The following is a 23,036-nucleotide window of genomic DNA, read 5'->3' on the forward strand; positions in this document are numbered from 1 at the left end:
GATTGACATCAGCCGCGATCAGGCACATTCAGCTTGATTGAGATCAGTTGGCGACTTTTTGCAGGTGCTGCGCCGGGTTCTGGCGCGGCTTCTTGAGTTCGGCCTTGTAACGCATAACCAGTTCCGGAATGGAGCGGGTGCTGCGGTCGAGCCATTCGCAGCGGGCTTTCAGAAAGTCGCGGTAGGTCTTGTCGGTGATGCCCGTCTGCAGCATGAGGCGCATGATGGCACCGTCCGCGTCCGACTTGAGCGTATCTGAGACGACTTCGTCGGCCAGGTTGATCTTGCGGCTGATAAGCCAGATGGCGGCGTCCAGGCGTCCCTGCTCGAAGAGGGTCCGCAGGATCGCGTCGAAGGACAGTTCGCCATTTGCGATCTGGATGCTGGCCTCGTGGCGCGAGTAGGTGACGCCTTCCAGGTCGATGCTGCCGTCGTGCCGTTCCTCGATCGTCTTTGCCAGGCGCTGCAGGTCGCCGGTTTCCAGAGCCTTCTTCAGCGGCAGCGGGATCAGCGGGCAGTTGGTCTCCAGAATATCCATCTGGGTTTCCAGGAAATCCTCGTCCTGCATGGCGCGCCGGGCGATGCCGGCAAGAACGTCGGCTTCCGTGTTGGCGAAGATCAGAAGGGCGAGGGTGCCACGCACGGAAAAGGGCGCATCCATGTTGTGGAGCAACTCATGCACCACGTCACGGCTGGCGCGCGCGATCATCGTGTCGGTCATTTCCTCAGACAAATCCGAACGTTTGGCCGAGGACAGCCGCTTGTCATTGCCGCCGGTCTTGGCAATGCGCATGAGCGCTTCCTGGCTGATCATCGGTGAACTTTCAATCACCGGTTCGGAAAGGTCATAGTCTTCCTGGGTAAGGCGGTCTGCCAGATCGGGAATGATGCGGTCGGTCTTGGCAAGGCGCACCACAAGTTCATAACGCGCTTCCCGGTCGAGCTGGTCGAAGACGGACAGAACGATACGCGAAAACAGCTCCCGCTCCGTCTCGGTCGGCTCGTGGTCTTCCGACCGCGCATATTCGCCGACGAGCGTACGGATGAGTTTGGATCTCGCCTGCGGTTCTTTAATCCTGGCGAGCTGTTCAAGCTGTTCTCGTAACACGGACCTGCCACACAATTTCAGGGGGCGAAAGTTTCCCCAATCACGCCGTAATAATTACAGTCCTATATTAATTTTCCTCTACCTGTTTTGGTTCCGGTAACGGCTTCATCCGCCGCCGAAGCTTTTGACCAGCGAACCGGCGACCAGGTTCCAGCCATCCACCAGCACGAAGAAGATCAGTTTGAAGGGCAGCGAGATCACCACCGGCGGCAGCATCATCATGCCCATGGACATCAGAACGGAGGCGATCACCAGGTCGATGATAAGGAACGGCAGGTAAAGCAGGAAGCCGATCTCGAAGGCGCGCCGCAGTTCGGAAATCATGAAAGCCGGAACGAGGGTTGCCAGGGAGAGGTCTTCCGGGCCCTCGGGAGCCTCGTTGCCGGAGAGCTCCTGAAAGAGGGCGAGATCCTTCTCGCGCACCTGGGACAGCATGAAGCTGCGGAAGGGGTCGGAAGCGCGCTCGAACGCCTGCTCGATTTCAATGTCGCCGTCGATGAGCGGCTGGACCCCGGCATCGTAGGAAGCCTGCAGCGTCGGCATCATGATGAAGGCGGAGAGAAACAGCGCCAGGCTGACCATCACCATGTTGGGCGGCGCAGTCTGCAGGCCGATCGCCGAGCGCAGCAGCGACAGCACAACGACGATACGGGTGAAGCTGGTCACCATGACGAGGATCGAGGGGGCGAGCGAAAGGATCGTCAGAAGAATGACAAGCTGCACCGCGCGCTCGGTCAGGCTGGCGTCTTCTCCAAAGCCGACGGAAATCTGCTGCGCGGCCGCCGGGCCGGCAAGGAAAGCCAGCAAAGCAGCTGCCAGGAAAACCAGGCTTGCCAGGGCGCTGAAGCGCCGGAAACCGCCGCGCGACGTCATCTGGGTGACTGCCCGCCAAGTTCGTCCAGGATCTTTGCCATTTCTTCCTCGATCGGATTGCGGTCGCCGAGACCTGCGCCGGATCTTTGCACCGGCTTTACCGGCTCCGGAGGCCGGACCGCGGGGGCAGCGGGGGCAACTGCGGGAGCCGGGGTCGCTTGAACCGCAGTGGGGCCGGTCTCCGGTCCGGGTGACAGATCCTTTTCCGGGCTATCTTCATCCGCGTGCGCTTCCGGCAATGCCGCAGGTTCGGGAGCCGGGACCGGTTCCGCTTCGCTCTTCACTTCCTGCACGGGGACGTCTTCAAGCAGATCGTCAAGATCCAGCGTGATTTCACGGTGGACGGGTGACGCACCAGCGGACTGGTTGCCGGCATCAGCGGCCGGGGAGGCACTTGCAGTTTCGTTGTCTGTATCTGCCTCTGTTTCCCCGGCGGTCATCTCGGCCATGTCGATGGCCTCGGCAAGAGGTTGAACCGCATCCGTTTCCGGCTGGGTGTCCTTTGCTTCAGCGGCGGCTGTTTCGCTCTCGGCAGCGTCGGTACTTGTTTCCGGAGCGCTCGGTTCCACCAGCTCTTCAGGCTGAACCGCTGTCTCTGCGAAAAGCTGGCCGGACAGTTCAGATTGCTCGGCAGCCATCGAGCCGGCTGCGTGGGCGGCCGTGGCCAGAACCGGTTCTATCTTGGGTGCCGGCTGAACCGGATCGACCGGCTTGATCAGTGCGGTCTTGGCGCGTGCTGCCGGACCGGACGCCGGGGGGGTGATGGAGCCTCCATAGGATGGCCGGTCGCGCGCGGTAAAGGGACGGGTCAACGACTTGAAGGCGGAAGCGGTTCCGCTTTCTTGTTGCTCGGACGTTTCAGGGGCCGGTGCACGCACGGCGGGGGCCTGAACGGCGTCCGCGCCTGGTGCGCCTGGTGCGCCTGTGCCGCCGTCCCGGTCGTCAAAGACCGGCTGCTGTCGGGAGGCCGCCCTGTTGAAACCGTTCTGCGTTGCCGCGCGCAAGAGGTCGGCGGCACGGTTGAGGCCGCCACCGGACTCCGGCGACGTGGAAGGGGCGGTTCCTGCGGTGATCGCCGGGGCGGCGGTTTGCGGCCTGACAGGCGCAGCCTGAACCGGTGTGGGGGCAGCGGGTTTGGCCGCAGAAACCGGAGGGGCGGCTGGGCGAGAGGACGCCGGAGGGGCCGAGGCCGCGACGGGAGCGGACACGGCAGCTGATACGGGCGCGGAAACGGGCGCGGCATAGGCAGGCGGACGGGCCTGAACAGCCGGCGCTGGCGGTGCCGGCTCGTGCAGAGCCGCTACATCTTCAGGCGTCGGGGGGATTTCCGGCCCCGGTGCTGTTGCCGCCTTGACCGGCGCATGTCCCGGCATGGGCGGGACTGCCTGTGCGCCTGATCGGGTGGGCGTCATCGTCTGCTGGGTTAGCGGTGCATTGCGGATGATGTGCTGCTCCACGACCACGTCGCTCGGGCCACCGATAAGAATGAGGTGTTCGATATTGTCCCGGCGGATCAGCACCAGGCGCCGCCTGGCATCGACCTGGGCACTGTCCATGACCGCGATGCGCGGCTGGCGGTTCCGGTTCTGCGGCGCATTGGCCCCCATCAGCCGCTTGAGGATGAAAATGAAGAGTCCGAACAGCAACAAGACAACGGCGAGCGCCAGAATGACGGCGACCGCCTGGGTCACGCCCCCGCTCACATTAAAGGTGGTTTCAATCCAATTCTGCATTTTACCCTCTTGCCGCCCTGCCTGCGGTGGATCTGCGCTTGATCAAGCCTTGCGGCCGGTTATCCGGGAAACTTGCCCCAATTGCGGAGGATTGCCTTTATCCCCAGTAATTCCGGCTCCTGCGTCGCCCTGGACTGCTGTCGCGCAAACCTCTCGGTTCTTTCGGTTTTCCTGCCGCCGGAAACCCTCGGGGCTTGCCTGGAGGCCGGTTCGGCTGCTTGCTGATCCGCTTCGAATCTCACTAGGAGTTAAAGTTAACAGAAGCAGGCAATTATTGCCCGCCGGGGGCGGTGCTCATTTTGCGAAATGCAAAGGAATGTTGCCTCTTCCACTGGTTTTTGAATGGCTTGCCGCCTCAATGGTTAAGGCGCATTAACCTTTCATTAACCTTTTGAGCGGCAATCATTGCCTAGTTGGTTAACGAACGGTGAATCGGATGGCTGTCACGGACCTACCGCTGTTTCAGGCGCTGAAGTCGAAGATGCAGTGGCACCAGACCCGTCAGACTGTACTGGCGGAGAACATTGCCAACGCGGATACGCCCGGCTTTAACGCGCGGGAAGTGAAGGAATATTCCTTCAAGGACCATATCGGGCGCCAATCGCTTGGGCTGGCGACTTCGACGACCAGGGCGGGGCATATCTCGGCGACGCTCGGCGGTTCGGCGAATGCCAAGGTCGAAGAGATGGACAGCTTCGAGGTCACACCGAGTGGCAACAGCGTCAATCTGGAAGAGCAGATGATGAAGCTCACCGAGAACCAGATGGACTACCAGGCGGCCACGACGCTCTACACCAAGGGGCTCGGTCTCATACGCACCGCCCTGTCGAAGAGCGTGTAACGCGAAGGCCAGAAGAGGACCGGCACTATGGATCTGATGAAATCCCTGTTCATCTCGGCCAGCGGGCTGAAGGCCCAGAACGGGCGTATGCGCGTGATCGCGGAAAACATCGCCAATGCCAATTCCACCGCGAAGACGCCGGAGGAATTGCCCTATCGCCGCAAGATCCCGACTTTCCAGAGCCATTTCGACCGGGAACTTGGAGCGGATGTCGTCGAGCTGGGCAAGGTCGCGGAAGACAATTCCGACTTTCAGTCCGTGCACATGCCCGGCCATCCGGCGGCGGATGCAAACGGTTATGTGCTGCATCCCAATGTCAACACCCTGATCGAAACCACCGACATGCGCGAGGCTCAAAGGTCTTACGAGGCCAACCTCAATGTCATCGATTCCACGCGCAAGATGCTGCAGCGGACCATCGACATTCTGCGGGGCTAAGCCGCCCTCCTAAACAAGGCCTTTGAACGGGCCGCACTCACGGAAGGAAAACCGGGCCATGTCCACCCCTTCGATTGCCAGCAATGCCTATCAGTTGGCAGCAAAACTGCAGCAGCAGGCGCGTGCGATAGAGGACAATGCTGCCGGTCCGGTCGCATCGGCCGGGCTCGACTTCAGCAAGATGGTGCAGGAAGCCGTCGGCACGGTGGTCGACCAGGGCAGGGTAGCCGACACCAAGGCTGTCGGCCTTGTCGAGGGCAAGGCGGATGTGGTGGACGTCGTGACCGCGATCGCCGAAACCGAAGTGGCGCTGGAAACCATGGTCGCCGTACGCGACCGGGTGATCTCCGCCTATGAAGAAATCATGCGGATGCCGATCTGACCGGCATATCGGGGGCGTAACATGACTGGTGGAGAAGTGCTCGATCTTGCCCGGGAGGCGGTCTGGACGATGATCCTGGTCGCCGGACCGGTGATGGTTATCGGCCTGCTCGTCGGTGTTGTCATCGCACTGTTCCAGGCGCTCACCCAGATCCAGGAAATGACGTTGGTCTTCGTGCCGAAGATCCTGGCGATCTTCGTGACCATTCTGGTCGCACTGCCCTTCATGGGCCAGGTTCTTCAGGCCTTCATGGCGCGTATCGCCGAAACGATCCTGACGACGGGTTAGGACGCGGCCCCCGATGACCATCGAGCTCGATTATCTACCGAATGTCGCGGCAATGTTCATGCTGATGTTTGCGCGTCTCGGTTCGATGATGATGCTGCTGCCGGCCTTTGGGGAAAGCACCATTCCGACCCGTTTCCGCCTGACCATCGCGCTCGCCGTCACCTTGGTGCTCTATCCCGTCGGAGCGCCGCTCTATCCGGCCGATCTGACTGCCAGCACGCCAAGGCTTGTCGCGCTCCTGGCCGGCGAAATCGCCATCGGCCTTGGCATCGGTCTGTGCGCCAGAATGATTACTTCGGTGCTGCAGATCGCCGGTGTGATCATGGCCAACCAGTCGGGCCTTGCCTTCGCGCTGGGGTCTGACGTCACAAATTCCGGTCAGCAGGGTGCGCTTTACGGCAACTTCCTGTCGATCCTCGGTATCACGCTCGTCTTTGTGACCGACACCCATTATCTGGTGGTGGCCGCGCTGCATGACAGCTTCACCATCTTTCCGCCCGGGCTGGCGCCGCCCGTCGGCGATTTTTCCCAATACGCCACGGAAACCGTTGCCCACGTCTTTTCCATTTCGGTGCGCATGAGCGCGCCTTTTCTGGTTGTCGGTCTCGTCTTCTATTTCGGTCTCGGCCTTCTCAACAAGCTGATGCCGCAGATGCAGATCTTCTTCATCGCCATGCCCGTGAATATCGCGGTCGGGCTGTTCATGCTCATGGCTCTCATCGCCACGCTGATGATGTTCTATCTGGACCATTTTCAGCAGGCGATCGGCAAGTTTGTCGCGGGGTAGCATCTCGTTATGGCAGACGATACCGACCAGTCAGAGAAAACAGAGGACCCCACGCACAAGCGCCTGAAAGAGGCGCATGACAAGGGGGACGTAGCGAAATCTCAGGAAGTCAGCACCTGGTTCACACTGGTCGGGGCGACCCTGATGATTGCCATTTTTGCCCCGTCAACGACTGTTTCGCTCGGCAACTTGATGAAAGGGTATCTGGAGCATTCGCACCAGATCCCGGTCGACGGAAACGGGCTGACGTCGCTTTGGCAAAATACGGGCGAGTCGGTTGCGCTGATCATCGGCGTGCCGCTGCTGGCTCTGGTCTTGATGGCGGTTGCCGGCAACCTGATACAGCACCAGCCGCTGTTGACCGCAGAGACGATCAAGCCGAAGCTGTCCAAGGTCTCGCCCGCCTCCGGCTTCAAGCGCCTGTTCTCCGCCGACAGCCTGGTGAACTTTGCCAAGGGCATGCTCAAGATCCTTATCGTCGGGGCGGTCATGGTGGCGGTGCTGTGGCCGCACAGGGACGAGGCGGAGGTGATGATCTTCGCCGATGCCACAGTAATTCTGCTTGAATCGCGCGTGCTTATCCTGCAGTTGCTCGCGGCCGTCCTGGCCGTCATGACCGTCGTTGCCGCCGCCGACTTCATCTATCAGAAGAACAAATGGTTCAATAAGCAGAAGATGTCCATGCGCGAGGTCAAGGACGAATACAAGCAGACGGAAGGCGACCCGCTCATCAAGGGCAAGATCCGGCAGCTGCGCATGGAGCGCTCGCGCAAGCGCATGATGGCCTCCGTTCCGATGGCGACCGTGGTCGTCACCAACCCGACCCACTATGCGGTCGCGCTGAAATACGAGGACGGCATGGGCGCACCGCTCTGTGTGGCCAAGGGCACCGATGCGATCGCGCTCAAGATCCGCGAAATCGCCAAGGGCAACAACATTCCGGTGATCGAAAATCCGCCACTCGCCCGTGCTCTCTATGCCACTGTCGAGATCGATCAGGAAGTGCCGGAAGAACACTACAAGGCGGTCGCCGAAGTCATCGGCTTCGTTTATCGCATGCGCAAACGCGCCGCCTGGCGGGCCAACTGAAGTTCGCCAAAGGAAAGCGGCATGAAAAAGTCCGCGGCAAACAGGTGAATTTCAACAGGACTTGGTCGCATATCAGTTGAAATCGGCTATTAAGCACAGAATGCTTATGTACGGCCCCTTCACCTACCGAATCGGGCCCGGGAGACAGGATTGATGAGTGACATGGACGGAGCGCCGAGCGGGCCGATGATCAGCCGCCCGGAACGTTCCGGAAATATAGGCCTTCTCATTGGCCTCGCGCTATTGCTCGTCGGCGCGGCAGCTGCCTTTGCGGTCATGGACCGCGAAGTCGCGCAGCCGTTCATCCTTGCCCTGCTCGGTATCCTCGCCGTTGTCGGCGTCTTCTGCCTTTTTGCCGGAGCTATCGGCTTCCTGCGCCTCTCCGCCCGTCCGGGGGAAGCCAATCCGCTGGCGTCCGCCTTTGTCGATACACTGGAAGAAGGCGCGCTCATTACAGATCTGGAAGGCCGGCTGGTCTATGCCAACAAGGCCTATGCGGATCTGACGAGCGCCGAGACCGCCGCCGACATCCGCGTGGTCGAACGGGTGTTCTCCTCCGATCCCGATGCCGCAGACGCCATCTTCCGCCTGTCGCAGGCCATGCGGGACAGCCGCAGGGCGCAGGAAGAGATCCGCATGCCTTTCCCGCTCGGCCGCTCGGACGGTACCGCGCGCTGGTACCGGGTCTCGGTGCGCCCACTGCAGGTTTCCAAGGAACGCGGCGGCGGCAAGCCAATGGCTGTCTGGCAACTGGCCGATATCACCCGCGACCGGGCCGAACAGGAAAATTCCTTCCAGGAACTGCAGCGCGTCATCAACTTTCTCGACCACGCGCCGGCCGGTTTCTTCTCCTGCGATGCGGAAGGCCGCATCGTCTATCTCAACGCCACGCTCGCCGACTGGCTCGGCTACGACCTCGCCCAGTTCGACGCCGGTGACCTGGATCTGTCCAGCATCGTGCGCGGCGACGGTACCGAGCTGATCCGCTCACTCAAGGGACAGGCGGGCGAAGTCAAGAGCGAGACCTTCGATCTCGACTTCGTCACCCGCAACGGCCGCGGCCTGCCGGTGCGCCTGCTGCACCGGGTGCCCTTCGGCGAAAACGGCCAGCCCGGCGACAGCCGTACGCTGGTGCTCAACCGCTCCCGCGGCGAAGAAGTTTCCGAGGCGCTGCGCGCAGCGGAAGTCCGCTTCGCCCGCTTCTTCAACAACACGCCGATCGCCATTGCCTCGCTCGACAAGGAAGGCCGGGTGCTGCGCACGAACGCCCCGTTCCTGAAGCTTTTCGGCGCCGTCGACACGAGCGACGAGTCGCCGAAGCTCGAGGCCTATGTGGCCGAAAGCGGGCGCCAGGAACTGTCCAAGTCGCTGCAGGCGGCCGCCAACGGCATCGGCGAGATTGCCCCGATCGACATTCCGCTGGTGGAAGGCAACGATCCGCGATCCGCAACCTTCTATGTCTCCGCGGTGCAGGAAGGCGAGGGGGACGGTGAGGCCGCCATCGTCTATGCGCTGGAAACGACCCAGCAGCGGGCGCTGGAAGCCCAGTTCGCCCAGAGCCAGAAGATGCAGGCAATCGGCCAGCTTGCTGGCGGCGTCGCCCACGACTTCAACAACGTCCTGACCGCGATCATCGGCTTCTCGGACCTGCTGCTTGCCAGCCACCGGCCGACCGATCCGTCCTTCCAGGACATCATGAACATCAAGCAGAACGCCAACCGGGCCGCAGGCCTGGTGCGCCAGCTTCTCGCCTTCTCCCGCCGCCAGACGCTCCGGCCGCAGCAGCTTGAGCTCAACGACGTTCTGGCTGATCTTTCCATCCTGCTCGACCGTTTGCTCGGCGAGAAGGTGGAACTGAAGGTGATACACGGCCGCGATCTCTGGCCGGTCATGGCCGACCTCAACCAGCTGGAACAGGTGATCGTCAACCTGGCGGTCAACGCGGGCGATGCCATGTCCGACGGTGGCCGGCTAACGATCCGCACCCGCAATGTCACGGAAGCGGAGAGCACCCAGTTCGACAACACGCGCGGCATGCCGCCGGGCGAATATACGCTGATCGAGGTCGACGACACCGGCCACGGCATTCCACCGGATGTGATGGAAAAGATCTTCGATCCGTTCTTCTCCACCAAGGAAGTCGGCAAGGGCACGGGCCTCGGCCTTTCCACCGTCTACGGTATCGTCAAGCAGACCGGCGGCTTCATCTTCTGCACGTCGGAAGTCGACGTCGGCACCACCTTCCGCCTGTTCCTGCCGCGGCATATCCCCAAGGTCACGGAAAAGAAGAAGCCGGAACCGAAGGACGTCGAGCCGGAAAAGGTCAAGGATCTCACAGGTTCCGCTTCCATCCTGCTGGTGGAGGACGAGGAAGCGGTGCGCGCCTTCGGCGCCCGTGCACTGGCCTCCCGCGGCTATACGGTCTACGAGGCCGGCTCGGGCATGGAAGCGCTTGAGGTGATGGACGAGACAGATGGCAAGATCGATCTCGTCGTTTCGGACGTCGTCATGCCGGAAATGGATGGTCCGACGCTCCTGGTCGAGCTGCGCAAGACCCGGCCGGACCTGAAGATCATCTTCGTTTCCGGATATGCGGAAGACGCCTTCGAAGAGAACCTGCCACCCGGCGAACAGTTCTTCTTCCTTCCCAAGCCCTTCACACTGAAGCAGCTGGCAACGACGGTGAAGGACGTGTTGAACGGGTAGCGATGGTGCTTCTACCAGTTCCGAGGCTGACCGTGCTCCAACCTCTACCCTCATCCTGAGGAGCGAGCCTGCTCGCGTCTCGAAGGATGGGCAGCACATTCCGGACAAGCGGCCCATCCTTCGAGACAGCGCTGCGCGCTTCCTCAGGATGAGGTCAAGGTGAGGCAAAGCCGTCGTCAATTGCATCACCTTGACAGCAAACCTCCATTTTGGCACCTAGTAGGCATGGGGCGAGCGAACACCCCGTGAGGCGTCAGCTGAAGTTTCGCGTCCGTAAACCCCGATGAATGGGAGGACGCGCCATGCCGTCTCCGAATACAATCACCGTTTCCCAGCTCCAGCGACTGATCGGCCTTCCGGATTGTCCCGTCATTGTCGACGTGCGCAATGACGAGGATTTCAACGACAATCCCTTCTTCATTCCCTCCGCCTTCCGCCATCCCTTCGCCGAGATCGATGCGCTTGCCGAACGGCTCGCCGGCCGGAAGGTGATCGTCGTCTGCTGGAGGGGGCTTAAGCTCAGTGAAGGCGCAGCGGCGATCCTGCGCACCACCGGCATCGAGGCGGAAACGCTCGCCGGGGGGACGACAGCCTGGAAGGAAGAAGGCCTGCCATGCGTGCCGGCCAGCATCATTCCGGCGCGCAATGCTCAAGGTCAGACTGTCTGGGTGACGCGGCACCGGCCGAAGATCGACCGGATCGCCTGTCCGTGGCTGATCCGCCGCTTCGTCGACCCAACGGCCCGGTTTCTCTATGTGACGCCGTCGGAGGTTGCCGGCGTTGCGGAACGCTTCAACGCCACGCCTTTCGACGTTGAAGGCGTCTTCTGGAGCCATCGGGACGAAAAATGCAGCTTCGACACGATGGTCGAGGAATTCGGCCTTGCGAGCGAACCGATGAACCGGCTGGCGACGATCGTGCGCGGTGCCGATACCAACCGGCACGACCTGGCACCGGAAGCGGCCGGGCTGCTGGCAGCCTCGCTCGGACTGTCGCGCATGTACAGGGACGACCTGAAACAGCTCGAAGCGGGCATGGTGCTCTACGATGCCTATTACCGTTGGGCCCGCGATGCGGTAGAGGAAGGCCATGACTGGCCGGCCGCGAGCAAGAAGGGCTGACCCCGTGACCGCACATCAAACTTCGACGCCTGATGCATCCGGCGGAACCACGCTGCCACAAGAGCGGGACACCTCCTGGCCGCGGCTGTTTTCCGTATTCGGCGGCATCGGGCTCATGTCATTCGGCGGACCGGCGGCCCAGATCGCTCTGATGCACAGGAAGCTGGTCGACGAGACCAGCTGGCTGAACGAAAAGAGCTACGTCAACGCCCTCGGCTTCTGCATGCTGCTGCCGGGACCGGAGGCAATGCAGCTTGCCACCTATTGCGGCTGGAAGCTGCGCGGCACCGCCGGAGGCCTGCTCGCCGGACTGCTCTTCGTCATTCCCGGCGCGCTGGCCATTTTCGCCCTGGCGACGATCTACGCGGTCTTCGGCAATGTACCGCTGGTCAACCAGCTGTTTCTCGGCATCAAGGCGGCCGTCCTGATCGTGGTGCTGGAGGCGCTGCTGCGCCTTTCCAAACGGGCCCTCACCGAAAGGCGGCAGTGGCTGATCGCCGGGCTTGCCTTTGTCGGCATCTTCTTCCTGGACTTGCCGTTTCCGCTGATCGTGCTGGCCGCCGGGCTCTATGGCGCGGCATTCAATGCTGCGCATAAAGGCGGGACCGCGGCCGCACCAGTTTCGGTGGAGACTTCAGCTCTCAAAACGTTGAGGACCGTGGCGGTCTGGCTCGCCGTGTGGATCGGCCCCCTGGTGCTGCTGGAATGGGCAACCGGCTTGCCGATCCTGAGCGATCTCGGCTGGTTCTTCTCCAAGCTCGCCGTTGTCACCTTTGGCGGCGCTTATGCGGTGCTGGCCTATATGGCCCAGGACGTCGTCACAATTCACGGCTGGCTCAGCGCAGGGGAAATGATGGACGGGCTCGGCCTTGCCGAGACGACACCGGGGCCCTTGATCCTGGTGACGCAGTTCGTCGGCTTTCTGGCTGCCTATCACGGCGGCGGGCTTTTATTGGGTTTTGCGGGTGGCCTCGTCGCGCTCTGGGCGACCTTCGCGCCGTGTTTCCTCTGGATCTTTGCCGGTGCCCCCTACATCGAGTGGATCTCGGCGCAGCCACGGCTGAAATCGGCGCTGTCTGCAATCATTGCCGCCGTCGTCGGCGTCGTCCTGAACCTGTCGGTCTGGTTCGCATTGCATGTCTTCTTCGAGACGGTGACGGCGACCCGTGCCGGCTGGCTGACGTTGTGGCTGCCGGACCTTGCAAGCCTCGACTGGCGCGTACCGGTGCTGGCGGTCATCTGCGGCGTGATGCTGCTGCGGTTCCACATCAACCTGCTCTGGGTGCTGCTAGCGGCCGCCCTCGGCGGGGTGCTTTTGTCGCAAGTGGGGTAGAACCTTACTCCCAGGGGGCAAAGGTCTTTTCGCTGGAGAGTGTCTTAAAGCGCTCCTTCAATTCGGTCATGAATTGAGTCCGGTCTCCGGCCCAAGTCACTGGTTCCCCGACGAAAATATCGCAGAAGAACGGAACCAGCAGAAAGGAGCCCCGGGGGAGGGCCTTGCCGAGGCCGTGGGTGAAGACGGGCACGACCGGCGTCTCGGGAAACTTCTCGGCCAGATACGAGATGCCCTTCTTCAGCTCCGTCATTTCCTCCGGTTCGCCGCGCGAGCCTTCCGGAAAGAGGATCAGCACCTTGCCTTGGCGCAGGACCTCGTAACAGCCTTCGAGCGGATCGACATCCTTGTCCTTGCGGTCGCGTTCGACCGGGATGATGCCGAGGACATGTTCCGAGATCCACGCGGTGAGAGGCGTTGAAAAGAAGTAGTCGGCCGCCGCAACCGGTTTGATGTCCTTCAGCTTCGACAGCGGCATCAGGGCCATAAGCACCATGGTGTCGAGATGGCTGTTGTGATTGGCAACGATGATCGCCGGGCCGTTCGCAGGCAAGAGCTCCTTGCGTCGAACGTTCAGCCCGAGCAGGAACAGGACGGCGATCTTGACGAAGATGTAGAAAGCCATCTGGAGCATCAGTTGGCGCTCCGACTTTTATTGAACCTTGTGCCGATTCCGGAGCTCTCCATCGTCATCCCGGCCAAGCGCAGCACGAGCCGGGACCGGGGAGCCAACAAGCCATGCAGGTGACAACCGAACCGCTTGAGCCCCCGGGCTCCCCGGCCCCGGATCGCCGCTTCGCTGCGTCCGGGGTGACGATGGAGAGGAGCGTGCGGAAGGCGAAGGGGTACCGTTGTCGCGTTCATGCTCATCCCGCCCGCCTAATAATAAAAATATCGCGTGAAGTGGAAGAACAGCGGTGCGGTGAAGGTCAGGCTGTCGATGCGGTCGAGGATGCCGCCGTGGCCGGGGATCAGGCTGCCTGTGTCCTTGACGCCAAGGTCGCGCTTCAGTGCCGAGACGGTGACGTCGCCGACGAAGCCGGCAACCGGGATCAAAAGGCCCGCCGCTGCCGCGTGGATCATGTCGAAGGGCGTCACCAGCGGAGCGGTGAAGAGCGCCAGCACGAAGGTGGTGCCGACGCCGCCGAGAAAGCCTTCCCAGGTCTTGTTCGGGCTGACGCCGGGGATGATCTTGCGACGGCCGAAGAGCTTGCCCCAGGTGTATTGGGCGACGTCGTTGAACTGGGTCAGGAAGATCAGATAGAGCAGCAGGCCCGGCCCGCCGGCGCTGCTGGCCGGTGTCGGAGGCATGATCAGAAGGAAAGCCGCGTGGCTGATCGAGAAGACGCACAGCATCAGGCCCCAGTTGAGCGTGCCGACTGACTTCAGAAAGCCTTCCGTTTTTTGGGTCATCAGGCTGGCAAAGGGCAGGAACAGGAACATGTAGACCGGGATGAAGACCGCGAACATGCCGTAATATTCGTCATAGACCCAGAAATATTGGACGGGGATCGACAGATACGCCCAGAAGAGCACGCGCCTGTCGGCCCGGCGTGTCGGGATCATCGAGAAATATTCCTTCAGCGCCAGGAAACTGATCAGGGCGAAGACGATGATAGAGACCGTGTTGCTGACGAGGAAGGAGATGGTGAAGATCGCCACCATCACCCACCAGCTGACGGTGCGCTGGACCAGCTCGCTCATGTTCTTGGAGGAGCGCTTCGAGATCACATAGACGATGACACTGGCGATGCCGAGAATGCCCCAGATGCCGATGAGGGCCCAATGAATGGCGTGAAGGGTCATGCGGATTGCTTCTCTCTGATGGCGGCCCGGGCACGATTGAAGACGGTGACGGCGGCGAGCAGCAAAGCCACGGTGAAAACGAACTGATAGAAGTAAGCGGCCGTCAGGCCGATCGCCATCAGGAAGCCGCAGATGCCGAAAAGGGCCGCCCGGTCGCTTTTGCCGAAAGGTCCGTCATAGCGGCGGCTGGCGCCGATCTGGACGCCGATGACGCCGGTCATCTCGCCGATGATTGCAAGCACCACCAGGCCGACGACCAATGTTCCGCTCACGAAAGGCAACAACGCGAAGGGCAGGTAGAGGGCAGCGTCCGACAGCACATCGCCGAGCTCGTTCAGGACCGCGCCAAGATCCGACTTCTGGTCATGTTCGCGCGCAAGCATGCCGTCGATGGCGTTCAGCCCCATGCGCACGAAAAGAACGACGGGCAACAGGAGGAGGGGCAGGACAGCACCCGGGAAAAACCAGAGCAAAAGGCCTTCCAGAACGGAGAGGCCGAGAGCGGCAAGGGTGACCTGGTTGGCGGTGACGCCCCTGGCGGCAAGGTCCCGGCAGATCGGACGCAGAAGGTCCTGAAACCGCGACTTCAACTGATAAATGGTTGGCATTCCTGAAACTTCCCCCGAAGAATCCAGGAACGATATAGGCATTGCGCACGCGGTGCACGTCAGATTTTTCAGGGACTGCTGCCAATCCCTGACAGCTCAGCGCCTCAAAAGACCTGCGAGATGTGCCGTTACCCGCCCGGGTTCTTCCAAAGGCGTCAGGTGGCCGCTGCTTTCGAGAACAACCAGATCCGCCCCCGGAATGAGATCCGCCATGTCACGATGGAGTTCCGGCGGGGTCAGGACATCGTGTCGGCCACAAAGCACTAGCGTAGGGCAGGTGATGCCTGTGAGGGACGCACGGCTGTCCGGACGGGCGATGCGGGTCTGGCGGATGAAGACTTCGGGGCCGAGCCGTTCGGTCATGGCGCGGACCCGGTTGATCAGCTCCTCGTTCTCCCGGTTTTGCGGCGCCAGATAGGATTGCGCCAGCTTGCGTCCGAAGCCGTGGAACCTTCCGGGCTTGGCTGCCTGGGCGATGAGCTGTTCGCGTTCTGCGGCGCGTTCGGGCGTATCCGGAAGCATGGTGGTGTCCAGAAGAGCCAGATGCGTTACCCGCTCCGGCGCGCGGCGCATGATCTCCTGGGCGACGATGCCACCAAGTGAAAAGCCGGCGAGCGCAAAACGGTCCTCGCTGGTTGCCAGCACCATTTCGGCAAGCACAGCCAGGGTATCGCCTTTTGTAATGTTGGCAACGCGTGGGCGGGCAATGCTGGCAAGACCGGCAATCTGGTCGCGCCAGAGGTCCGCATCATTGAGAAGGCCCGGGATCAGGACGATCTGCGGCAGGCTCATTCGCTTTGCTCCGATGCAGCAGCAAGGATTGCCCGGGCACGGATGCGGACGGGTTCGTCGACCATGGAGCCATCGACGGCAACGGCGCCGTCGCCGGAGGCGAGAACCCGCTTGGCCCAGGCGATCTCAGCCTCGGTCGGCGCGAAGGCGCGCCTGACCTCCACCACCTGTTTCGGATGGATGCAGAGCTTCCCTGTCATGCCAAGATCCCTGGCGTGTGCGGCGTCTTCATAGGTGAGGGTGAGGTCATTCAGCTCGGCTGTGACGCCGTCGATAGGCGCGGCAATGCCGGCGAGCCTTGAGGCAAGAACCAGTTCCGAGCGGACCGGCAGCAGAACCTCGCGTTTGTGTGCGCAGCCGAGATCGGCGCAATAGTCGATGGAGCCGAAGGCGAGGCGGATAACGCCTTCAAGACCTGCTATTGCCTGGGCATCGGCAAGGCCCCTGGCGCTCTCGACAAGAGCGATCAACGGGATCTTGCCCCCCAGCGACTGCCAGAGCCGATGGATCTCGCACGGGTCTTCCGCCTTGGGCAGCATGACGCCGGCAGGCTTCAATGTCCGGAGGACTTCGGCATCGTCTGCGTGCCAGGGCGTGGCCGCAGCGTTCATGCGAACGATCACGGGCTTGCCGGTGAAGTCCGTCCGGAGATTGCTGCGGGCGCCGTCCTTTTGATCGGCCGGAACCGCGTCCTCCAGATCGAGGATCACGGCATCGGCTTCCGTGACCGCGGCTTTTTCGAAACGCTCAGGCCGGTTGGCGGGCACAAAGAGCGGGGCCTGGATCGAGGTCACCATGCGGCGGATGCCTCCATTGCGAGAGGGCCGCCAAGCTGTGCGGTCCAAAGCTTCAGGCTCTCTCCCTCTTCTGACGCGTTGATGGTGAATTCGGCGGTGTCGAAGATGGTCGCAAGGCTGCGGAAACGGAAGAGCTTCGGATTGGATCCCCGCAGATCGGCGGCGAACTGGCAGAGCAGGGTGGCCTGCAGCGGGCCGTGCACGATCAGGCCCGGATAGCCCTCGACATCACGCGCATAGTCCTTGTCGTAGTGGATGCGATGACCGTTGAAGGTCAGCGCCGAATAGCGAAAGAGGTAGGGGGCGGTCGGCGTGATCCGGCGGCTGTGCGCGCCGGTCTCTGCAGGCTCCGGCTCAGCCTTGACGACGACCTTGCCTTGCGCCTCCCGGTAGACGATATCCTGGCGCTCGGTGAGGACAGGTTCGCCGTTCGCCGTGACGTCATGGATCACGGTCACGAAGCACAGAGGTCCCGTACGCCCCTGTTTCAGAACGACGTCCTCAACGCGCGATACCCTTGTAACCTCGTCGCCGATGTGGATATCGCCGTGAAAAGTGAATTCGCCGCCCGCCCACATGCGCCGAGGCAGTGGCACCGGTGGCAGGAAGCCGCCGCGGGCGGCGTGGCCGTCCTGGCCAAGACCGGCGGTCGGCGCGGCCGGCTGGGCAAGACAGAAGTGGATCAGCAGCGGGGCGATGTCGCCCCCTGCTTCGCCAGAAGTGTGGTCGAAGGTGGCATTGAACTGGCGCACGAGGGCCGGGCTCAGGACCTCCGAAGCGCTGTCCTCGCGCCCGATCCAGCTGCGGAGGTGTGGGATATCAAGATCCATGGTCACGCCTCCAAAGGCTTCAGGGCCGGGATCGGGCCGTAGGTCCGGTTTTCACCGGCAAAGATGGCCGCCGGTGCGGGGAAGGAAACCGGGCCATTCGGGCTGTCGACAGTGATGCGGCGCAGGTGCGGATGGTGCGACAGGCCTTCCATGTCGTTGACAGAGGCCAGGGCGATCCCGGCTTGCGTCAGCAGGCGGATTGCCTCATCTGCATCATAGCTCGCGAAGGCCTCCGCAACCGCGCCGTCCGTCTCCTCCCGGTTGTTGACCCGCTCCACATTGGTGGCGAAACGAGGATCGGTGCCGAGTTCAGGCTTGCCGATGAAGCCGGCGCAGAGCGTCCGCCATTCGCGGTCGCTTTGAATGGCAATCAGGACCGGAGCGCCGCTTTTGGGGTGAAAGACGCCATAGGGGGAAATCGAGGGATGGGCGAGGCCGATCCGCTTCGGGCTCTTGCCGCCCTCGTGGTTGAGCAGCGGCACTGTCAGCCAGTCGGCGAGGACGTCGAACATGGAGACGGAGATGCGCGCGCCCTTGCCGGTGATGCCGCGCTGGATGAGTGCTTCCAGGATGGCGGTATAGGCGGTGGCGCCGGTCGCGATATCAACGAGGGAAATGCCGACCCGGGCCGGTTCGTTCGGTCCGCCGGTGATGGAGCAAAGGCCGGTCTCTGCCTGGATCAGCAGATCATAGGCCTTGCGGTCCGCCATCGGGCCGGTCTCGCCGAAGCCGCTGATCGAGCAAATGATCAGGCGCGGGTATTGCCGCGCCAGATGTTCAGGGTCGAAGCCGAGCCGGGCGAGGGCGCCGGGTTTCAGGTTCTGGATAAGGACGTCGGCGTTCGTAATCAGATCGCCGAGGGTCTGCTTGCCCTTCTCGGAGCCGAGATCGAGCGAGAGGCTGTCCTTGCCCCGGTTCAGCCATACGAAATAGCTCGACTGGCCTTTTGCGACATCGTCGTAGCCCCGCGCGAAATCGCCTTCCGGCCGTTCGATCTTCGTGACATGAGCACCTGCATCGGCAAGCCGGGAGGTGGCGTAGGGGGCAGCGACCGCCTGTTCGATCGCGAGAACCTCCAGTCCTTTCAGCGGCAACGTCATCAGAAGGACCTCGGCAGGCCGAGCACATGTTCGGCGACATAGGAGAGGATGAGATTGGTGGAGATCGGCGCCACCTGGTAAAGCCGCGTCTCGCGGAACTTGCGTTCCACGTCATATTCGCAGGCAAAGCCGAAGCCGCCGTGGAACTGGATGCAGGCATTTGCCGCCTCCCAGCTCGCCTTGGCCGCAAGATACTTGGCCATGTTGGCTTCCGCGCCGCAGGGCGCGCCGGCATCGTAGAGGCTGCAGGCCTTGTAACGCATCAGGTTGGCGGCCTCGATCTCGATGAAAGCCTCGGCAATCGGGAACTGGACGCCCTGGTTCTGACCGATCGGGCGGCCAAAAACCTCGCGCTCGCTGACATAGGCCGTCACCTTGTCTGTGAACCAGTAGCCGTCGCCGATACATTCTGCGGCAATCAGAGTGCGCTCGGCGTTGAGGCCGGTGAGGATATATTTGAAACCCTTGCCTTCCTCGCCGATGAGGTTCTCTTCCGGGATCTCCAGATTGTCGAAGAAGAGCTCGTTGGTCTCGTGGTTGACCATGTTCGGGATTGGCCGGACCTCCATGCCGAATTGCATGGCTTCCTTGATATCGACCAGGAAGATCGACAGGCCTTCCGACTTTTTCTGGACATCCTTCAACGGCGTCGTGCGGGCCAGGAGGATCATCAGGTCGGAATGCTGCACCCGGCTGATCCACACCTTCTGGCCGTTGACGACGTAGCGGTCGCCCTTCTTGACGGCCGTCGTCTTGATCTTGGTGGTGTCCGTCCCGGTGGTCGGTTCGGTCACGCCCATGGACTGAAGGCGCAATTCGCCGCTGGCGATCTTCGGCAGGTAGCGCTGACGCTGCTCTTCCGAGCCATGCCGGACGAGCGTGTTCATGTTGTACATCTGGCCGTGACAGGCACCCGAATTGCCGCCGGCCCGGTTGATCTCCTCCATGATGACGGACGCCTCCGTCAGCCCAAGGCCCGATCCGCCATAGTCTTCCGGGATCAGTGCCGCCATCCAGCCTTCGCGGGTGAGGGCGTCGACAAAGGCTTCCGGATAGGCGCGGTCCGCGTCGACCTGACGGTGATAGCTGGCGGGAAAGGACGCGCAGAGGGCACGGATGCCGTCGCGGATGTCCTGAAAAGTGTCTGAAGTCATTGTCTGGCGGCCTTGCGTCAAGGAATTCGGTTGGCCGCAGTTAAGCCCTCTCGGTGACATTAAACAAATATATGTTTTGGATAGTTTTCATATAAAAATGATATGGTAATCTCCGGCGCATGGACGTCAGGCAACTGCGCTATTTCCTTGAGATCGCTGAGCAGGGCTCGCTGACACGGGCAGCGGAAAGCCTGCATGTGGCGCAGCCGGCCTTGTCGCTGCATTTGAAGAACATGGAGGAGCAGCTCGGCACGCAGCTTCTCACCCGCAGCCGGTCCGGCGTGACACCGACGGAGGCGGGCGAGCTGCTGCTGCGGCGGGCGCGCGGCATCCTGGAGGATCTGGCCCGGACGGAAGACGATATCCGCAACCTCGAAACAGATCCGGCAGGTGTCGTCCGGATAGGACTGCCGGGCACGATCAGCGCCATGATTTCCCTGCCGCTGATCCTGGCCGCGCGCGAGCGTTATCCGCGCATCACGCTCAACATCACCGAGGCGATGAGCGGTTTCGTCGGCGACTGGCTGAGCGAAGGCAAGGTCGATCTTGCGGTGCTTTACAGCAAATCCAAAGATCCACGCATACGCTCCGAACTGCTTCTGGAGGAGGAACTGGTGGTTCTGTGGCCGGGTGGCAGCGCACAGCCACCGGAAATGGACCTTGCCGCCCTGGAAGGCGTACCGATGGTGCTGCCGAGCGGGGCGCACGGCTTGAGGCTGCTGATCGACCGGAAGTTCCAGACGCTCGGTTTTTTGCCCGAGATCGCGATGGAAATAGATTCCTTCAACAACATCAAACGCCTGGTCGCCGCAGGGTTCGGGCCGTCGATCCTTCCGCTTTATGCGGTCAGTGAAGAGGTTGCGGCCGGCACGCTTTGCGTCAGCCGGTTTTCAGCACCGGGGCTCTGGCGTGGGGCCCATCTGATGTCGCCCGGAGGCAGGCCGGTGACACGGGCGCTGGAAGCTGTGCGGGAGCTTCTGAAGACTGTCATTCTGGAGCTGCGCGACACGGGCGCATGGGCAGCCGCACGGCCGCCCAGCTGTGCGATGACGGGAGATGAGTTTCTCCGGACCCCCTCGGTGCCGGCTTAACGATCGATCCTGGACTGCATCTGTGCAGTGTATCGGTCACCGGCAATCGCGATCTCAGAGAGGACTGCCTCGATCCCCTCGAGATCGGCCGCACTCAGAACGACATTGAGGCTCGCAAGGTTCTCCTCCAGCCGGTGCACTTTGGTGGTGCCGGGAATGGGAACGATCCAGGGCTTCTGATGCCGGATCCAGGCAAGGGCGATCTGGGCTCTCGTCACACCTTTTGCGTCCGCAAGTGTACCGAGCTTTTCGACCAGAGCGGCATTGGCCCGGCGCATTTCGACGTCGAAACGCGGCACGTTGTTGCGGAAGTCGTTGGCATCGAGCTCCGTCGAGGCATCGATAGCTCCTGTCAGGAAGCCTCTTCCAAGCGGGGAATAAGGCACGAAACCGATCCCGAGTTCTTCCAGCACGGGAAAGATTTCCGCTTCCGGCTCGCGCCACCAGAGCGAATATTCGCTCTGAAGCACGGTGACAGGCTGCACCGCATGGGCCCGGCGGAGCGTGTTCACACCCGCTTCCGAAAGGCCGAAATGCTTGACCTTGCCTTCCGCGATCAGGTCCTTGACCGCTCCGGCGACATCCTCGATCGGAACGTCGGGGTCGACCCGGTGCTGGTAGAAGATGTCGATCCGGTCGGTGCGCAGCCGCTTCAGGGACGCCTCGCAGACGGTACGGATATGGTCGGGGCGGCTGCAGGAGGCAAACTCGGCTTTTTCGTTGATCAGGCCGAACTTGGTGGCAATCACCACGTCTTCGCGGATCGGCGCCAGCGCTTCGCCGACGATCTCCTCGTTGGTGAAGGGGCCATAGGCTTCGGCCGTGTCGAACAAGGTAACGCCAAGCGCGTGCGCCTTGCGGATCACGTCAATCGCGTCCTCGTGCCGGATCGGCTGACCGTAGCCGTGATTGAGCCCCATGCAGCCATAGCCGAGCGCGGAGACTTCCAGGCCTTGTCCGAGAAGGCGTTTTTGCATGATGAGGCTCCCGTTTCGGTATTTTGCAAATGGACGGGCGATTGTGGCCAGCGTCAAGGGGCAACCGGGGAAGAGTTAGAAGTCGTGTTCGGTCAAGCGGGGGCCGGGATGGCTGGAGGTTCGAGCGAAGTCTGAGAAGTGCTGCCACGTGCGACCCTGAAGCTTACGACGGTCCCGTCGACCCCATCTGCAGCATGTTCAGCCGCCTTTCGGCATTCGTGCCCGCTGAAGCCGGGTCTGTCGCCAGATCCGGCTGCGCCAGGATCCAGTCACGCACTTTGCGAGCGTTCTCCGTCAGGGGCTTTCTGCGGGAGCTGATGACATGGAAACTGTTGCCCGTCCGGAAAGCATGACCGGTCACCTGCCGCAAGCGCCCCTTGCGGATGAATTCGTCGACGAGATGCCGCCATCCGAGCGCGATGGCATCGCCGTCGAGGGCCATCTGCACGACGGCGACATATTCGTTTGCCCTTGTGCCGCGAACCTTGTCGGCGCCGCTGACACCGGCAGACCGCAGCCAGTCCTTCCAGGTGGCGGCATAGCGGTAGGGTTCGTCCAGATGTGCCAGGTGATGGCCCAGAAGATCAACCGGCCGCGCAGGCGCGCCTTTCGCTTCCAGATAGGCGGGGGAGGCGACGGCGATGATTTCTTCCACTGCGAACGGATGACTGTCGTAGCCCGGCCAGTTGCGGGGGCGCCCGCCTCTGATGCCGAGCGGAATGTTCTCGGCGGCAATGTCGAGATCCCGGTCGGCTGTGTGGAGGCGCAGCTCGATCTCAGGCAGGTCGGTACGCATCTGCTGCAGGCGCGGCGCAAACCAGAGAGTGGCGAAGGCGGTGGAGACAGAGAGGGTCACCACATCGTCGGACGGTTTGGTGCGCACCGCGTTAACGCTCTGGATGAGCAAGTGCAGGCTTCTGGACACCTCGACGTGAAGCTGTTTGCCGGCCGAAGTCAGCCGGACCTCCCGGTGTCCTCGCTCGAACAGGGACTGGCCAACCTCCTGTTCCAGTGACTTGATGGAATAGGAAACAGCGGACTGGGTCATGCCGAGGTCCTCGCCCGCCCGGGTGAAGGAGCCGAGACGGCCGGCGGCCTCGAAGGCGACGAGACCACGGAAGGAGGGGAGGAGACGGCGCAGGTTTTCCATGAAAAAATCATATGCGAAACATGACTATTTTC

Annotated in this window: 23 protein-coding genes; 10 read left to right on the forward strand and 13 right to left on the reverse strand. The window is 62.1% G+C overall.

Features of this window, described 5'->3' with window-relative positions; genetic code table 11:
• Positions 1-43: 43 nt before the first annotated feature.
• The 3 genes from ACX3M4_RS29130 to ACX3M4_RS29140 form a co-directional block, all read right to left on the reverse strand.
• A complete protein-coding gene (locus tag ACX3M4_RS29130) occupies positions 44-1,108 on the reverse strand; it encodes a DUF2336 domain-containing protein (protein WP_459356424.1) in 1,065 nt (354 codons plus the stop codon).
• A gap of 105 nt (positions 1,109-1,213) precedes the next feature.
• Positions 1,214-1,981, reverse strand: a complete 768-nt coding sequence (gene fliP, locus ACX3M4_RS29135) for a flagellar type III secretion system pore protein FliP (protein ID WP_459356425.1) — start codon at positions 1,979-1,981, stop codon at positions 1,214-1,216.
• Positions 1,978-3,714, reverse strand: coding sequence for a flagellar biosynthetic protein FliO (locus ACX3M4_RS29140; RefSeq protein WP_459356426.1), 1,737 nt, complete (start codon positions 3,712-3,714; stop codon positions 1,978-1,980). The genes fliP and ACX3M4_RS29140 overlap by 4 nt, the downstream gene beginning before the upstream one ends.
• Positions 3,715-4,150: 436 nt before the next feature.
• Here ACX3M4_RS29140 and flgB point away from each other — a divergent pair, with 436 nt between their 5' ends.
• The 9 genes from flgB to chrA all read left to right on the forward strand — a co-directional run bounded on the left by flgB (position 4,151) and on the right by chrA (position 12,699).
• On the forward strand, positions 4,151-4,555 hold the full coding sequence (flgB, locus tag ACX3M4_RS29145) for a flagellar basal body rod protein FlgB (RefSeq protein ID WP_459356427.1): 405 nt from the start codon (positions 4,151-4,153) through the stop codon (positions 4,553-4,555).
• A gap of 27 nt (positions 4,556-4,582) precedes the next feature.
• Positions 4,583-4,993, forward strand: coding sequence for a flagellar basal body rod protein FlgC (gene flgC / locus ACX3M4_RS29150; RefSeq protein ID WP_459356428.1), 411 nt, complete (start codon positions 4,583-4,585; stop codon positions 4,991-4,993).
• Between the two features lie 58 nt (positions 4,994-5,051).
• The gene (locus tag ACX3M4_RS29155) at positions 5,052-5,375 is read left to right on the forward strand and encodes a flagellar hook-basal body complex protein FliE (RefSeq protein WP_459356429.1); all 324 of its coding nucleotides are present in this window, start codon (positions 5,052-5,054) and stop codon (positions 5,373-5,375) included.
• A gap of 21 nt (positions 5,376-5,396) precedes the next feature.
• Complete coding sequence (gene fliQ / locus ACX3M4_RS29160; protein ID WP_459356430.1) at positions 5,397-5,663, forward strand: flagellar biosynthesis protein FliQ; 267 nt, start codon at positions 5,397-5,399, stop codon at positions 5,661-5,663.
• Positions 5,664-5,676: 13 nt separating this feature from the next.
• Positions 5,677-6,450 (forward strand): flagellar biosynthetic protein FliR, encoded by a 774-nt coding sequence (fliR, locus tag ACX3M4_RS29165; RefSeq protein ID WP_459356431.1) that lies wholly within the window; start codon positions 5,677-5,679, stop codon positions 6,448-6,450.
• Between the two features lie 9 nt (positions 6,451-6,459).
• Positions 6,460-7,539: a flagellar biosynthesis protein FlhB gene (flhB, locus tag ACX3M4_RS29170; protein ID WP_459356432.1), complete on the forward strand. Its 1,080-nt coding sequence runs from the start codon at positions 6,460-6,462 to the stop codon at positions 7,537-7,539.
• Positions 7,540-7,689: 150 nt separating this feature from the next.
• A complete protein-coding gene (gene cckA / locus ACX3M4_RS29175) occupies positions 7,690-10,245 on the forward strand; it encodes a cell cycle histidine kinase CckA (RefSeq protein WP_459356433.1) in 2,556 nt (851 codons plus the stop codon).
• A 302-nt stretch (positions 10,246-10,547) separates the two neighbouring features.
• Positions 10,548-11,366 (forward strand): chromate resistance protein ChrB domain-containing protein, encoded by an 819-nt coding sequence (locus ACX3M4_RS29180; protein WP_459356434.1) that lies wholly within the window; start codon positions 10,548-10,550, stop codon positions 11,364-11,366.
• 4 nt (positions 11,367-11,370) lie between these two features.
• Positions 11,371-12,699: a chromate efflux transporter gene (gene chrA, locus ACX3M4_RS29185; protein WP_459356435.1), complete on the forward strand. Its 1,329-nt coding sequence runs from the start codon at positions 11,371-11,373 to the stop codon at positions 12,697-12,699.
• A gap of 4 nt (positions 12,700-12,703) precedes the next feature.
• Here the strand turns inward: chrA and ACX3M4_RS29190 are convergent, their stop codons facing one another.
• From ACX3M4_RS29190 to ACX3M4_RS29225, 8 genes are all read right to left on the reverse strand, one after another.
• The gene (locus ACX3M4_RS29190; RefSeq protein ID WP_459356436.1) at positions 12,704-13,333 is read right to left on the reverse strand and encodes a lysophospholipid acyltransferase family protein; all 630 of its coding nucleotides are present in this window, start codon (positions 13,331-13,333) and stop codon (positions 12,704-12,706) included.
• A 245-nt stretch (positions 13,334-13,578) separates the two neighbouring features.
• Positions 13,579-14,505: a phosphatidate cytidylyltransferase gene (locus ACX3M4_RS29195; protein WP_459356437.1), complete on the reverse strand. Its 927-nt coding sequence runs from the start codon at positions 14,503-14,505 to the stop codon at positions 13,579-13,581.
• Entirely contained in the window at positions 14,502-15,113 is a 612-nt protein-coding gene (locus tag ACX3M4_RS29200) for a CDP-alcohol phosphatidyltransferase family protein (protein WP_459356438.1), read from the reverse strand. The genes ACX3M4_RS29195 and ACX3M4_RS29200 overlap by 4 nt, the downstream gene beginning before the upstream one ends.
• A gap of 96 nt (positions 15,114-15,209) precedes the next feature.
• Complete coding sequence (locus ACX3M4_RS29205) at positions 15,210-15,905, reverse strand: alpha/beta fold hydrolase (RefSeq protein ID WP_459356439.1); 696 nt, start codon at positions 15,903-15,905, stop codon at positions 15,210-15,212.
• Positions 15,902-16,702, reverse strand: a complete 801-nt coding sequence (locus ACX3M4_RS29210) for an HpcH/HpaI aldolase/citrate lyase family protein (RefSeq protein WP_459356440.1) — start codon at positions 16,700-16,702, stop codon at positions 15,902-15,904. The genes ACX3M4_RS29205 and ACX3M4_RS29210 overlap by 4 nt, the downstream gene beginning before the upstream one ends.
• Positions 16,696-17,532 carry an HTD2 family dehydratase gene (locus tag ACX3M4_RS29215; protein WP_459356441.1) on the reverse strand — a complete coding sequence of 279 codons (837 nt, stop codon included), beginning with the start codon at positions 17,530-17,532 and terminating at the stop codon, positions 16,696-16,698. Before ACX3M4_RS29215 ends, ACX3M4_RS29210 begins: the two co-directional genes overlap by 7 nt.
• A gap of 2 nt (positions 17,533-17,534) precedes the next feature.
• Entirely contained in the window at positions 17,535-18,632 is a 1,098-nt protein-coding gene (locus tag ACX3M4_RS29220; protein WP_459356442.1) for a CaiB/BaiF CoA transferase family protein, read from the reverse strand.
• On the reverse strand, positions 18,632-19,786 hold the full coding sequence (locus ACX3M4_RS29225) for an acyl-CoA dehydrogenase family protein (RefSeq protein WP_459356443.1): 1,155 nt from the start codon (positions 19,784-19,786) through the stop codon (positions 18,632-18,634). Before ACX3M4_RS29225 ends, ACX3M4_RS29220 begins: the two co-directional genes overlap by 1 nt.
• Before the next feature lie 119 nt (positions 19,787-19,905).
• Here ACX3M4_RS29225 and ACX3M4_RS29230 point away from each other — a divergent pair, with 119 nt between their 5' ends.
• Positions 19,906-20,877 carry a LysR family transcriptional regulator gene (locus tag ACX3M4_RS29230; RefSeq protein ID WP_459356444.1) on the forward strand — a complete coding sequence of 324 codons (972 nt, stop codon included), beginning with the start codon at positions 19,906-19,908 and terminating at the stop codon, positions 20,875-20,877.
• On the opposite strand, the gene ACX3M4_RS29235 is transcribed toward ACX3M4_RS29230, so the two are convergent.
• Positions 20,874-21,854 carry an aldo/keto reductase gene (locus ACX3M4_RS29235; protein WP_459356445.1) on the reverse strand — a complete coding sequence of 327 codons (981 nt, stop codon included), beginning with the start codon at positions 21,852-21,854 and terminating at the stop codon, positions 20,874-20,876. The two genes, ACX3M4_RS29230 and ACX3M4_RS29235, sit on opposite strands and share 4 nt — an antisense overlap.
• A 163-nt stretch (positions 21,855-22,017) precedes the next feature.
• Complete coding sequence (locus ACX3M4_RS29240; protein ID WP_459356446.1) at positions 22,018-23,004, reverse strand: LysR substrate-binding domain-containing protein; 987 nt, start codon at positions 23,002-23,004, stop codon at positions 22,018-22,020.
• Between the last annotated feature and the right edge of the window lie 32 nt (positions 23,005-23,036).

The sequence above is a fragment of the Roseibium sp. M-1 genome (assembly GCF_054515675.1).